At 69.2% G+C, this 13,045-nt stretch carries 15 protein-coding genes; 2 read left to right on the forward strand and 13 right to left on the reverse strand.

The window, feature by feature from the left end; all coding sequences use genetic code 11:
* Positions 1–13: 13 nt before the first annotated feature.
* Positions 14–589, reverse strand: coding sequence for a hypothetical protein (locus tag AB6V29_RS01885; RefSeq protein WP_369356718.1), 576 nt, complete (start codon positions 587–589; stop codon positions 14–16).
* 298 nt (positions 590–887) lie between these two features.
* Here AB6V29_RS01885 and AB6V29_RS01890 point away from each other — a divergent pair, with 298 nt between their 5' ends.
* The gene (locus AB6V29_RS01890) at positions 888–1,586 is read left to right on the forward strand and encodes a trimeric intracellular cation channel family protein (RefSeq protein ID WP_267787204.1); all 699 of its coding nucleotides are present in this window, start codon (positions 888–890) and stop codon (positions 1,584–1,586) included.
* 21 nt (positions 1,587–1,607) lie between these two features.
* Here AB6V29_RS01890 and AB6V29_RS01895 read toward each other — a convergent pair whose 3' ends face one another.
* The gene (locus AB6V29_RS01895; RefSeq protein ID WP_369356720.1) at positions 1,608–2,390 is read right to left on the reverse strand and encodes an MOSC domain-containing protein; all 783 of its coding nucleotides are present in this window, start codon (positions 2,388–2,390) and stop codon (positions 1,608–1,610) included.
* Positions 2,391–2,436: 46 nt separating this feature from the next.
* Positions 2,437–2,976, reverse strand: a complete 540-nt coding sequence (locus AB6V29_RS01900; RefSeq protein ID WP_369356722.1) for a TetR/AcrR family transcriptional regulator — start codon at positions 2,974–2,976, stop codon at positions 2,437–2,439.
* Positions 2,977–3,044: 68 nt separating this feature from the next.
* Between AB6V29_RS01900 and AB6V29_RS01905 the strand changes: the two genes are divergently transcribed.
* Entirely contained in the window at positions 3,045–3,743 is a 699-nt protein-coding gene (locus AB6V29_RS01905) for an SDR family oxidoreductase (protein WP_369356724.1), read from the forward strand.
* Positions 3,744–3,764: 21 nt separating this feature from the next.
* Here AB6V29_RS01905 and AB6V29_RS01910 read toward each other — a convergent pair whose 3' ends face one another.
* The 10 genes from AB6V29_RS01910 to AB6V29_RS01955 form a co-directional block, all read right to left on the reverse strand.
* Entirely contained in the window at positions 3,765–4,553 is a 789-nt protein-coding gene (locus AB6V29_RS01910) for a methyltransferase domain-containing protein (protein WP_369356725.1), read from the reverse strand.
* 22 nt (positions 4,554–4,575) lie between these two features.
* Positions 4,576–6,336 (reverse strand): 2-isopropylmalate synthase, encoded by a 1,761-nt coding sequence (gene leuA, locus AB6V29_RS01915; RefSeq protein WP_369356726.1) that lies wholly within the window; start codon positions 6,334–6,336, stop codon positions 4,576–4,578.
* Between the two features lie 138 nt (positions 6,337–6,474).
* Complete coding sequence (locus AB6V29_RS01920; protein WP_369356727.1) at positions 6,475–7,068, reverse strand: GNAT family N-acetyltransferase; 594 nt, start codon at positions 7,066–7,068, stop codon at positions 6,475–6,477.
* Positions 7,065–8,012, reverse strand: coding sequence for a zinc-binding alcohol dehydrogenase family protein (locus tag AB6V29_RS01925; RefSeq protein WP_369356729.1), 948 nt, complete (start codon positions 8,010–8,012; stop codon positions 7,065–7,067). Before AB6V29_RS01925 ends, AB6V29_RS01920 begins: the two co-directional genes overlap by 4 nt.
* Positions 8,013–8,082: 70 nt before the next feature.
* Positions 8,083–8,976 carry a GTPase Era gene (gene era, locus AB6V29_RS01930; RefSeq protein ID WP_267787197.1) on the reverse strand — a complete coding sequence of 298 codons (894 nt, stop codon included), beginning with the start codon at positions 8,974–8,976 and terminating at the stop codon, positions 8,083–8,085.
* Entirely contained in the window at positions 8,973–10,283 is a 1,311-nt protein-coding gene (locus tag AB6V29_RS01935) for a hemolysin family protein (RefSeq protein ID WP_369356730.1), read from the reverse strand. Before AB6V29_RS01935 ends, era begins: the two co-directional genes overlap by 4 nt.
* The gene (gene ybeY, locus AB6V29_RS01940) at positions 10,280–10,747 is read right to left on the reverse strand and encodes an rRNA maturation RNase YbeY (protein WP_210074894.1); all 468 of its coding nucleotides are present in this window, start codon (positions 10,745–10,747) and stop codon (positions 10,280–10,282) included. The genes AB6V29_RS01935 and ybeY overlap by 4 nt, the downstream gene beginning before the upstream one ends.
* On the reverse strand, positions 10,744–11,766 hold the full coding sequence (locus AB6V29_RS01945; protein ID WP_369357156.1) for a PhoH family protein: 1,023 nt from the start codon (positions 11,764–11,766) through the stop codon (positions 10,744–10,746). The genes ybeY and AB6V29_RS01945 overlap by 4 nt, the downstream gene beginning before the upstream one ends.
* A gap of 49 nt (positions 11,767–11,815) precedes the next feature.
* Entirely contained in the window at positions 11,816–12,163 is a 348-nt protein-coding gene (locus AB6V29_RS01950) for an HIT domain-containing protein (RefSeq protein WP_307316954.1), read from the reverse strand.
* A 147-nt stretch (positions 12,164–12,310) separates the two neighbouring features.
* Entirely contained in the window at positions 12,311–13,045 is a 735-nt protein-coding gene (locus AB6V29_RS01955) for a 16S rRNA (uracil(1498)-N(3))-methyltransferase (protein ID WP_369356732.1), read from the reverse strand.

A 13,045-nucleotide genomic window follows, 5' to 3' on the forward strand; every position in this document is an offset into this window, starting at 1 on the left:
GCGCCGCCCGCGGTCAGCGAGCGGGACTCTGCCGTCCCTGAAGAGGCCAGGAACCGTCGGGGACGGGCAGGTCGGGGCGGCTCTGCTGCAGGAAGTCGATGAACTGCGGATACCCCAGCATGAGGCGCGTCGCCCCGAAGCGGGTCTTGCTCCCCGTCAGCGCGAGGATCCCCCCGAACCGATCGCCCGGGTTCGGGGCCAGAGCGGTGACTTCCGCGATCGGCACCTGCTGGGGGCCGCGCACGAGCCCGAACGACCACACCGAGTCGGGAGTGACCTCCAGACGCATACGTTTCATGCCCCGGGCGAGGAGGAGGAACAGAATTCCTCCCGCCAGCATCGCCGCCCCCGCGATCACCATGCCGATCTCGGGGTCGCGCACGAAGACGGCCGCGAGCAGCAGGATCACTCCGAGCGAAAGCACCGCGATGCCGACCGTGCGGATCAACACGCGCTGCCACATCCGCGTCGAGACCACGAAGAGCACGCCCTCTCGTGTGGCCCGGGCCGTCGCGCGCGACGGCGACCGTCGGATGATCGCCGTGACGACGGTCGTGATCACTCCCGCGATGAGAGCGGCCACGGCCACGCTCGAATTCGCCCCCCAGTGCATCTGCACACCTCTTCTGCGGTTCGTGACCGCCTCGACGTTCTCGGCAGCACGAAACGGCCCCCTGTCACGATGAAACCTCACCGACCGCTCGCGCGCGGCCGCTGGACGCGCACCCGCGTGCGGTGATATCGCAGCATCCTCAGCGGTCCCGGTCGCGTCGCCCGCCCGGCTGAGCGCGGCCGAGGAGCCAGCGCGGCGACCGCAGCGTGCCGAACTCGGCAGACTCTGACGCGCCTGTCCGCTCCGCTCGCGTCACTCCCGGAGAATGGATGCCGTGAACCCCTCGGTCTTCGTCATCCCCCTGTGGGCGGATCTCACCGCCGTCGCCCTCGGCGGTGTTCAGGGGGCGCTGTTCGCCTCGGGGTTCCAGGGCCAGCGACGCCTCGATCTGCTGGGTGTGGCGATCATCGGCATCCTGCTCGGGATGGGCGGCGGTCTCATCCGTGATCTGCTGCTCGGGCTCACCCCCGCGACGCTCCAGAGCAACTGGTACCTCATCACCGCGACCCTGGCGTCGATCGTGGGAATGCTCCTGTCGGGGATCTTCCAACGGCTGAACCGCGCGATCATCATGCTCGATGCCGTCGTGATCGGTCTGTTCGGCGCCTTCGGCACGTCCAAGGCCCTGGCATTGGGGATGCCGGCGGTGCCCGCCGTGTTCGTGGGGGTTCTCTCCGCGGCGGGCGGAAGCGTGCTGCGAGATGTGCTCATGGGTCTCCCGGTCGCGATCATGCACGTCGGCTCGCTCTACGCGGTGGCCGCCGGGGGCGGCTGCGTCGTGCTCGCCACGACCGCGGCGTTCGGCGTCCCGCTTCCGCTGGCGGCGGTGATCGGCCTTATCGTGACGACCGTCATCCGCGTGCTCGCGGTGATCTTCGACCTCTCCCTGCCCGAGCAGCGAAAGCTCTACCGCCGCAAGGTCGCGGTCGAGACCACCGGCATCCCGATCATCCGACCCGACGACGCGTCCTGAGCGCCGAACCGGGGCCGTGCGTCACGCGTCGACGACAACCTCGTCGCCCGTGCGGATCGTGCCGCCGCCCTCGACGGGGAGCAGCAGGATGCCGAGGGTCGGCTCGTCCTGGCCGAACTCGGACGTGAGCACGCGGAGCAGGCGCGCATCGCGCACGCCCGTGTCCGGGTTCGCGGTGATCGCCGCGCACCGCTCGATCGGCTTCTGCACCTCGAACACCACCTCACCGATGCGCACGCGAGCGTTCCAGTCGAGCTCCGCCCAGGCGGCGGTGCCCTTGACGACGATGTTCGAGCGGAAGCGTCGATCGTCCACCGGCGCGGGGACCGTGGCATCCAGGGCGGCGACCGAGGCCGCGCCGTGGAGCGAGACGAAACCACGCGGGCGGTCCTGGAAGCGCGCCGTGCGGCCGTCGCCCAGAAGACCGAGGGGCAGGATGCCGTCGGCCTCCAGCAACTTCGCGTCGCTCGTCGTGCGCAGGTACGCCGTCACCGCCTCGGACAGGCGTGCGCGCCCGCTCTCACTGAGATCGGCCTCGACGTCGATGTCGTCGACCCGCAGCCGGAGCGTCTGCGACTCGTCGTCGAAGGTCAGATCGACCCGTGCGAGCGTGGGGAACGTCATCAGCGCGAGACCGCGGCTCTTCGGGAACGTCGCGTCCGCCGGCTCGAGGGCGTCGGCGAAGCGGAACACGAGCGAGCGGTCCCCCTGCACGCGGCCGTCGTCTTGGATGACGAGAGCGTCGCGTCTCTCGGGTGTGAAGCCTTTGACGGGATAGCGGTAGAGGGCGTCGACGCGGATCACCTGTTCATCCTGGCATCCGACGTCGCGGAACGCGTCCGAGCGGAGCTCAGTCGCCGCCCGGAAGCATCTCTCCGAGGATCTGCGCCGCCGTTTCCGCGTCGATGTCGCGAAGAGCGGGGACGTCGAGGAAGTGCCGCGCGATGGTCACGCCCATGATCGATGCGACGAGGATCGCCGCTCGCTGGTGCCGGTCTCGATCGCCGCCCGCGGCAAGGGCCGAGGCTCGCTCGTCGAGATAGGCGCTCATCGCATCCGCGGCCTCCGGTGAGCTCAGCATCGAGCGCATCAGCACGCGGGTGGGGGCGTCGAGCTCATGGAACCGAGCGAGCAGCACCTGCTCCAGATGGACGCCCACCTTGCCGTCCGCCTCGTCGAGCTCGGCGACGGGTCGTACCGCCAGAGCGAACAGAGCGCTCTTCGAGCCGTAGTGCTGCATCACGAGCGACGGGTCGACTCCCGCACGACCGGCGATCCGGCGAATCGTCGCGCCGGCCGGCCCCCGTTCGGCGAACTCCTCGCGCGCGGCCTCGAGGATGCGGTCGGCTGTTGCGGCGCGCTTCTCGGCTCGCGTCCCTGTGCGTTCCATATCTCCACTCTACAAACGTTGAGCGAAGGCGTACTGTTTCGCTCATCACTTGTTGAGCGGAGGATGCCATGACAGAAGCACACACTCGCCGGGCGTTGATCGTCGGAGCCTCGCGGGGACTCGGCCTCGCCCTCGTCGAGGAGTACGCCCGTCGGGGCGTCGAGGTCGTCGCGACGGTCCGTGACGCCGAGAGCGAGACGCTTCGCGCCCTGACCGAGCGGTTCCCGGTCGCCGTCGAGCATGTCGACGTCACCGATGCCCTGCAGATATCGGCTTTGGCGCACCGGCTGGGGAGAGATCAGTTCGACCTGCTGTTCGTCGTCGCGGGCATTTCTCTCGCACCCGTCGACGAACCGGCGTCCGACATCGCCGATGACGCATTCACGCGGACCATGTTGACGAACGCGCTGGGCACCATGCGTGTCGTGGAGCGTCTCGCGGCCCTCGTCCCTCAGACGGGCACCGTCGCGGTGATGTCATCCGGCCAGGGCAGCGTCGCGAACAACACCTCCGGCGGTTTCGAGGTCTACCGCGCGTCGAAGGCGGCGCTGAACCAGCTGATGCGGAGCTACGCCGCGCGGCACGCCGCCGAACCGAAGACGCTGCTCTTGCTGGCACCCGGCTGGATCCGCACCGACATGGGCGGCGAGAGTGCAGGTCTCGACATCGCCGAGGCCATTCCCCCGCTCGTCGACACGATAGAGGCTCAGCACGGGACGCCGGGACTGCACTACCTGGACCGCCACGGTGCGACCGTGCCGTGGTGACACGGCCGCACGCGGGTGAATTCACGAGCGGGCGAGCACCTCGCCGTGCGGCAGCAGGATCCACCCGTCGGCGTCCGCCGCCCATTCGCGCCACGCGTCGGAGATCCGCTGTAACGTCTCGTCATCGGCGAGTCCGAGCCTCTTCGCGTGTCCCGCGAAGGCCGAGGCGAGCACGCGGTCGGCCCACATCCCACCCCACCAGGCGCGTTTGTCGGGGGTGTCGAAGACCCACACGCTCGCACTCGTCTCGATACGCGTGAAACCGGCCTCACGGGCCCAGGCCTTCAGGACCCGGCCGGCGTCGGGCTCCCCCGACACCCCGCGGTGCACTCCGTGATAGACCTCGAGCCAGTCGTCGAGGGCGGGGATCCGCGGATGCCAGATCACGCCGCCATAATCGACGTCGCGCACCGCGACCAGGCCGTCGGGGCCGGCGACCCTGCGGAACTCGCGCAGCGCCTCGACCGGGCGGGCGAGGTGCTGCAGCACCTGGTGGGCGTGCACGATGTCGAACGACCCGTCGGGCACGTCGAGGGCGTACGCGTCGCCGGTGCGGAACTCGACGTTCTGGCGGTCCCCCGCGGTGGCGCGGGCGATCTCGATCACGTCGGCGGCGGCATCCACTCCGACGACCCGACCCGGGAAGACCCGGTCGGCGAGGTCGACGGTGATGGTGCCGGGGCCGGCGCCCACATCGAGGATGCGGGCGCCGGCGGACAGCGAGGACACCAGGTACGCCGCCGAGTCGGCGACGGTGCGTGCGGCGTGAGAGCGCAGCACGCTTTCGTGGTGTCCGTGGGCGTAGGCCACGGCCGTTCGCTCCGGACCGGAGTCAGACGCCGGCGAGGGCGTCGGACGACTGCCGCGTGCGGATCGCGCGATTGACACCCGAGACGATCGCCTTGAGCGAGGCGGTAGAGATGTCTCCGTCGATGCCGACGCCCCACAACCGCTGGTCGTCGACCTGCAGTTCGACGTAGGCGGCGGCCTGCGCGTCACCGCCCGAGCTGAGAGCATGCTCGACGTAGTCGTACAGCGTCACCTCGAAACCCTGCGATCGCACGATCTCGAGGAAGGCAGCGACCGGACCGTTTCCCACAGCCGACGCGGGGTGGCTCGAGTCGCCGTCGCGCAGCGTGATGTCGAGGTGCACATCCCCCGACATGTCGCTCGCCGAGCGGGTCGAGAGCAGTTCGAAGCGGCCCCAACGCTGGTCGTCGTCCGTCGACGGCAGGTACTCGTCGGTGAAGATGTCCCAGATCTGGCTGCTGGAGACCTCGCCGCCCTCAGCATCGGTGCGGGCCTGCACGACGCCGGAGAACTCGATCTGGAGCTTGCGGGGCAGGTCGATCGCGTGATCGGCCTTCAGCAGGTAGGCGACCCCGCCCTTGCCGGACTGCGAGTTGACGCGGATGACGGCCTCGTACGAGCGCCCCAGATCCTTCGGGTCGATCGGCAGGTAGGGAACCGCCCACTCGATGTCGTCGACGCTCTTGCCCTCTGCGTCCGCGCGGGCCTGCATCGCCTCGAAGCCCTTCTTGATGGCATCCTGATGCGATCCGCTGAACGCGGTGAACACCAGGTCGCCGGCCCAGGGGCTGCGCTCGGGAACGGGCAGCTGGTTGCAGTACTCGACGGTGCGCTTGACCTGGTCGATGTCGCGGAAGTCGATCTGCGGGTCGATGCCCTGCGTCAACAGGTTGACGCCCAGGGCGACGAGGTCGACGTTGCCGGTGCGCTCACCGTTGCCGAACAGGCAGCCCTCGATGCGATCGGCGCCGGCCAGGTACCCCAGCTCTGCGGCGGCCACGGCCGTGCCTCGGTCGTTGTGTGGGTGCAGCGACAGGATGACGTTCTCGCGGTGGTTCAGGTGGCGCGACATCCACTCGATCGAGTCGGCGTAGACGTTGGGGGTGGCCATCTCGACCGTGGCCGGCAGGTTCAGGATGACCTTGCGCTCGGGAGTGGGCTCGAAGACCTCGAGCACCTCGTTGCAGATGCGCAGCGCGAACTCGAGCTCCGTCCCGGTGTAGCTCTCGGGCGAGTACTCGTAGAAGACCTCGGTCTGCGGGATGGTCTTCTCGTACTGCTTGCACAGCCGCGCGCCCTCGAGAGCGATGTCGACGATGCCCTGCTGGTCGGTGCGGAACACCACCTCGCGCTGCAAGACGCTCGTGGAGTTGTACAGGTGCACGATCGCCTGCTTGGCGCCGGCGATCGCCTCGTACGTGCGGGCGATCAGGTGCTCTCGCGCCTGGGTCAGCACCTGGATGGTGACGTCCTCGGGGATCAGATCCTCTTCGATCAGCTGACGCACGAAATCGAAGTCGGTCTGGCTCGCGCTTGGGAACCCGACCTCGATCTCCTTGTACCCCATCTTCACGAGCAGATCGAACATCACGCGCTTGCGCTCCGGGCTCATCGGGTCGATGAGCGCCTGGTTGCCGTCACGCAGATCGACGGCGCACCAGCGGGGGGCGACCTCGATCCGCTTCGACGGCCAGGTGCGATCGGGCAGATCGACCGCGATCTGCTCGTGGAACGGACGGTACTTGTGTACCGGAGCGGACGTGGGCTTCTGGGTGTTCTTCATGATGTGTCGCTTCTTTAGATTCGTTCGGTGGGGCCGACGACGATCTCCGCGACGAGGAAGGCCCTTAGATCGAGGACTCGTCGCGGCAACTAAGAAGAAGCTGGCCACCGAAGCGCATGCAGCGATCGTAGCAGTCCCTCACGCGCCGCTCGCGTCCCCGGACATCCACTCGCGATCGAGAACGGCGTAGACGAGCAGGTCGCTCCACCGTCCCTTGAACCACTCGTTCTCGACGAAATGCGCCTCGCGACGCAGGCCGAGGCGCTCGGCCAGCGCCACGGAACGCGCATTGTCGGCGTCGATCTGGGCGACGAGACGCCGGAGGCCATAGACCTCGAACGCCGTGTCGATGAGCGCGCGCACCGCCTCGGTAGCGAGACCGCGACCCGATGCCGCCGGGCTCACGACCCACCCGATCTCGGCGGATCCTGCCTCGATGTCGAGGTGGAAGAGCACGAGGTCACCGATCACCGTGCCGTCGTTCTCGATGACGAGCATGACGCCGCCGCGCGCGCCCTCGAGCGAGGTCCCTCCCATGAGGTGGCCGTTGCGGCGGCGGATGTCGTCGGGCGACTGCGGCTCGAACGGCAAGAAGCGACAGACGTCGGCGTCGCCGCGGTAGGTCGCCATAGCCTCGAGGTCGCTCTCCTCGAACGGACGCAGACGCACGCGCTCGCGAACGACCTGGAGCGACTCCGGCGCCGGGGGCAGAGAGAACGGTGACCCACTCACGGCAGCAGCGCGACCTTCCCGCCGGGGTGGCCGTCCATGACGAAACCGACGGCCTCGACCGCCTCGGTGAGGGAGTACGTCCGAGCGAGGGGGACTTCGAGATCACCGGATGCCGCCAGCTCGAGCACCCGGGCACGGGCGATGTCACGGAAGCGGGCGCTCTCGGGGCGCGAACCGGCGATCCACAGCACGCCGTCCTTCTTCGCGCGCTCGGGGTCGACGATCGTGACGATGCGGTCGCGCTCGGCGACGAGGGCGAGGGAGACGTCGAACGCCTCGTCGGTGCCGACGGCGTCCCACGCTGCGGCGATGGGGGCGCCTTCTGCCGCCGCTTCGACGCGCTCGCGCAGACCGACGCCGTAGGCCACCGGAATGCCGCCGTAGCGACGGACGCGGTCGGCCGAGTCCTCGGCATCCGGCCCCACCGTCCCGATGACTCGGACACCGAGTTCGCGCGCCTGCTGGAGCAGGCTGACGCCCACCGCACCGGAGGCGGCATGGAGCAGGACGGTGTCGCCCTCGACGACACGGGTGACCTGGATCATCTCGGCGGCGGTGGTGCCGGCGAGCAGGAGGTTCGCGGCCTCGGGGTGCGAGAGGTTCGCCGGCTTTGCGAAGACGTCGCGCGCGGGGACCGTGAGTTCGGTGGCGTAGGCGCCGTGCACGCGGAAAGCGACGACCTCATCGCCGACGTGAAGCGGGCCCGAGCCGCCGAGGGCATCGGGGCCGACGGCGATCACCTCGCCGGACAGCTCATAGCCGATCGGCACGGGGAACTCGGCGCCGGGCCGCGCGGTGGCGACGTGCTTGGCGTCCGCGGGATTGACACCCGCCGCGTGCACCCGGACGCTCACTTCACCCGGGCCGGGAGGCGCGAGCTCGACCTCGTCGAAGCTCCACGTGTCGATCGGGCCCGGAGCCGGGGCCGTCCACCTCATCGCCATGGTCACGCCTTTCGTTGCGGGTGTTCGCCGCCGAGCCGCGACCGGGCACGACAGGTTCGGAGAGGGGCGGTCAGAAGCCGAGGCGACCGAGCTGCTTCGGGTCGCGCTGCCATTCCTTGGCGACGCGGACGTGCAGGGACAGATAGACGCGACCGCCGACGAGCGGCTCGATGCCGGCGCGGGCGCGCGCTCCCACGTCGGCCAGGCGCGAACCCTTCTTGCCGATGATGATCGCCTTCTGGCTGTCGCGCTCGACGACGATGTTCGCCCAGACGTCGGTGAGGTCGCTGTCCTCGCGCGGAGCGACGTCGTCCACGGTCACCGCGATCGAGTGCGGGAGTTCGTCGCGAACGCCGTGAAGGGCTGCCTCGCGGATGATCTCGGCGATGCGGTCCTCGAGGGCCTCGTCGGTGACCACGTCGTCTGCGTACAGCGCGGGGCCGACCGGCATGAGGGCGAGGAGCTCGTCGCTCAGCACGTCGAGCTGGTCGTTCGTGACGGCTGAGAGCGGGATGACCGCAGCCCAGTCCTCGCGAAGCGCGTCGACCTCGATGAGTCGCTCGGTGATCTGATCGCGCGTCGCGGCATCAGTCTTCGTGACGAGGGCCACCTTCTTCGCGCGCGGGTAACCCGAGAGCGATTCGGCGATGCGGCGATCGCCGGGACCGACCTTCTCGGTCGCGGGGGCGCAGAACGCGATCACGTCGACGTCGCCGAGCACCTGTTCGACGAGATCGTTCAGACGCTGACCGAGAAGGGTGCGAGGACGATGGATGCCGGGAGTGTCGACGACCACGAGCTGACCGCCGGGACGGTTGACGATGCCGCGGATGGCGCGGCGGGTGGTCTGCGGCTTGTCGCTCGTGATGGCGACCTTCTCGCCCACCAGGGCGTTGGTCAGCGTGGACTTGCCGACGTTCGGCCGGCCCACGAAGGTCACGAAGCCGGATCGGGTGTCGGTCATCTGTCGTTCCTCTCACGCGGCGAGGGCTCTGCCTCGGCGTCTTCTTCGTCCATCGTCTCAGCCCGCTCCACGATCACCGTGGCGATACCGCGGTTGCGACCGCGCGAGGCGCCCCCGGTCATGACGAGACCGGAGTGCTCGGCCGTCGCGCCCGGCTGTGGGATGCGGCCCAGGGCCTTGCCCAGAAGGCCGCCGATGGAATCCACGTCTTCGTCGTCGAGTTCGAGACCGAACAGGTCGCCGACCTCGTCGAGGCCGAGGCGCGCGTTGACGCGGTAACGGCTGTCGCCCAGCTCGACGATCTCGGTGGACGGGGCGTCGTACTCGTCGGCGATCTCGCCCACGAGCTCTTCGATCAGGTCTTCGAGGGTCACCAGGCCCGCGACTCCGCCGTACTCGTCGACGACGAGGCAGACGTGCACGGCGTCCTTCTTCATCTGCTGGAGAAGGGTCTCTGCCTTCATCGACTCGGGGACGAAGACGGCCGGACGCGCGATGCGCCGAATCGGGGCGTCTCGCCAACCGGCCTCGTCACGGAAGCCGAACTGGACGAGGTCCTTGAGGTACAGCACGCCGACGACGTCGTCCGCGTCGTCGTCGGCGAGGGGGATGCGGGAGACCCCCTTCTCGAGGAACAGTGCGAGTGCCTCGCGGGAGGTGGCCGTGGCATCCACGCTCACCATGTCGGTGCGGGGGACCATGACTTCGCGCACGTAGCGGTCGGTGAAGTCGAACACCGAGTGGATGAGCTCGCGATCGTCCTGCTCGATCAATTCGTTCTCGGCGGCCTCGTCGATGATGCTGAGCAGCTGCTCCTCGGACGCGAACGAGGTCGAGTGGGCGACACCGGGCGTCACGCGGTTGCCCACCGCTACAAGGCCGTGGGCGAGGGGTCCGAGCAGGATGCGCATGCCGCGGATGACCGGCGCTCCCCCGCGGAGCAGCCCGCGAGCGTGCTGCCGTCCGACGGAGCGCGGACTCGCGCCGACGGCGACGAAGGAGATACCCGTCATCAGCACGGCCGCCGCGAGGACCGCGAGCAGGATGTCGTCGAAGATGAGCATGAAGGCCGCGGCGACCAGCACAGCCGCGGTCGTCTCGGCGAGGACGCGGATGAAGGAGACGGCGGTGACGTGGGCGTTCGTGTCGTCGCCGATGCGACGCAGAGACCGCGCGTTGCGGCCGCCCGACCCGAGCTCGATCAGGTCGACTCGCGAAGTCACGCCCAGCGCCGCCTCGAATGCCGCCATCAGGCCGCCGAAGGCGACGAGGAGGAAGGCGGCTACGAGGAGCAGGGCCTCGGTCATGCGCGGCGCTGGCGCTCGACGGCCTGGAAGCCGGTGATGAGCTCGCGCTGCAGGCCGAACATCTCGCGCTCCTCGTCGGGCTCGGCGTGGTCGAAGCCGAGGAGGTGCAGGAGCCCGTGGGTCGTGAGCAGGATCAGCTCGTCCTGTGTGGAGTGCTTCGCAGCGACGGCCTGGGTTTCGGCCACAGCCGGGCAGAGAACGATGTCGCCGAGCAAGCCCGCGGGCGTGGGGGCGTCTTCGGAACCGGGACGCAGCTCGTCCATCGGAAAGCTGAGCACATCGGTGGGGCCGGGCTCGTCCATCCACTGCACGTGCAGGGATTCCATGGCGCCCTCGTCGACGAGCACGATGGCCACGTCGGCGTCGGCGCTGACGTGCAGCTCCGCGAGGTTGTACTCCATCAGACGCAGCAGGACCTGCTCGTCGATCTGGTGGTCGGACTCGTTGTTGATCTCGATCGTCATGAGCGGTTTCGTCTCGGGAGGTGATCGCGGGGACCGGCGGCGCTCGGGCCGCGTCGCTCCGCACGGGTGGCGAATTCGGATGCCTCGTCGCGTTCGCGACGTGCGGCAAGGCGCTTCTCGTCGTACTCGCTGTAGGCGTCGACGATGCGGCCCACGAGGTTGTGGCGCACGACGTCGTCGCTGGTGAGGCGGGAGAAATGGATGTCGTCGATGTCGTCGAGTACGCGCGTGACGAGTCGCAGTCCCGAGGCGCCCTGCGGGAGATCGACCTGCGTGATGTCACCGGTCACGACCATGCGCGTGCCGAAGCCGAGGCGCGTGAGGAACATCTTCATCTGCTCGGGCGTGGTGTTCTGCGCCTCGTCGAGCACGACGAAGGAGTCGTTCAACGTGCGACCGCGCATGTACGCCAGCGGCGCGACCTCGATCGTGCCGGTCGCCATGAGCTTGGGGACGATGTCGGGGTCCATCATCTCGTTGAGCGCGTCGTAGAGCGGGCGCAGATACGGGTCGATCTTGTCGGTGAGCGTGCCCGGGAGGAACCCGAGCCGCTCCCCCGCCTCGACGGCCGGCCGCGTCAGGATGATGCGGTTGACTTCTTTGCGCTGCAGCGCCTGCACCGCCTTGGCCATGGCCAGATAGGTCTTGCCGGTACCGGCGGGGCCGATGCCGAAGACGATGGTGTTCTCGTCGATCGCGTCGACGTACTCTTTCTGGCCCGCGGTCTTGGGACGGATGGTCTTGCCGCGCGACGAGAGGATCGCCTCGCCCATCACCTCGGAGGGTCGGGGACCGCCGTCGGAGAGCATGCGGTTCGAGCTCGACACGTCGGACGGGTCGAGGACCTGCCCCGAGCGGGTCATGCTGAGCAGTTCGTCGACGAGGCCGCGGGCCGCGCGCACCGCACCGGGTGCGCCCGACAGGGTGATCTCGTTGCCGCGCACGTGCACGTCGACGTCGGGGTGTTCCTTCTCGACCACGCGGAGGAGGCGATCCTGCGGGCCGAGAAGCTGCACCATGGCCACGCCGTCGACCTGGATGTGGTCGGAGACGGTTTCTTCGGCGGAATCAGCCACCCAAGCTCTTTTCGTTCAGGCCACCCGCGAGGACGTGGGCGTGCACATGGAAGACGGTCTGGCCGGCGCCCTCGCCGGTGTTGAAGATGAGGCGGAAGTCGCCGTCGGCGTGCGCGGCGGCAACCGAGTGGGCGAGCCCGATGATCTCGGCGAGCAGGTCGGGATCGCCCGCGGCCAGCTCGACGACGTTGCAGTACTGCTGCGTCTTGGGGATGACGAGCAGGTGCACCGGCGCCTGCGGCGCGATGTCGCGGATCGCGAAGGCGTTCTCGGTCTCGGCCACGATCTCGGCGGGGATCTCGCCCCGCAGGATGCGCGTGAAGATCGACGGTTCGCTCATAGCATCCAGTCTAGTGACGGCCTCCGACACCCAGGTCGGGGGTTCCGGCATCCGTCGCTCTCCGAGGCGCCGGCACGGCCCGGAGATCGGGGCTGAGACGTCGGGCCTCGAGCCCCGCGAGCGCCGGAGCGGAAAGACGGAACGCCGTCACCAGCGCCCGTATGCCGCTGACAGCACCGAGATCGCCGCAGCCCCCGCGGTCGATGTCCGCAGCACCGTGTCTCCGAGGCGCACGAGCCGCGCGCCGGCCGCCACGAGCGCTGAGAGCTCCTCGGGCGCGATCCCGCCCTCCGGGCCGACGACAAGCAGCACCTCGCGGCCGTCCGACGCCTCCGCGGCCACCTCGGTGAGGCGAGCGGATGCCGACGGCTCGAGCACCAGGATCGCAGCGGTGCCCGCAGCCTCGACGAGGTCGGCGGTGCGCGCAACCGCCCGGACCTCGGGTATCCAGGCACGGTGAGCCTGCTTCGCCGCTTCGCGGACGATGGCGCGCCAGCGCGCGAGACCCTTCTCGGCCTTCGAATCCCAGCGCGAGACGCTTCGCGCCGCCTGCCACGGCACGATCGCATCGACACCGAGCTCGGTGGCTGCCTGAACGGCGAGTTCGTCGCGGTCGCCCTTGGCGAGGGCCTGGACGAGCACGAAGCGCGGAGAGGGCGCGGGCAACTCGTCGCGCCCGGTGACGCGCACGTCGACCTGTTTCGGGGTCGCCGCGGTCACGATGCCCGACAGCCACACACCGCGACCGTCGCCGAGCGTCACCGCCTCGTCGACGCGCACGCGCCGGACGGCCGAGGCGTGGTGCGCCTCGGCGCCGGTGAGCTCGACGGTGTCTCCTGGTCGGGCGGAACCGGCGTCGTCGGTGACGAAGTGCAGTGCCAC

It is taken from the genome of Microbacterium sp. 20-116 (assembly GCF_041079415.1).
Classification (GTDB): domain Bacteria; phylum Actinomycetota; class Actinomycetes; order Actinomycetales; family Microbacteriaceae; genus Microbacterium.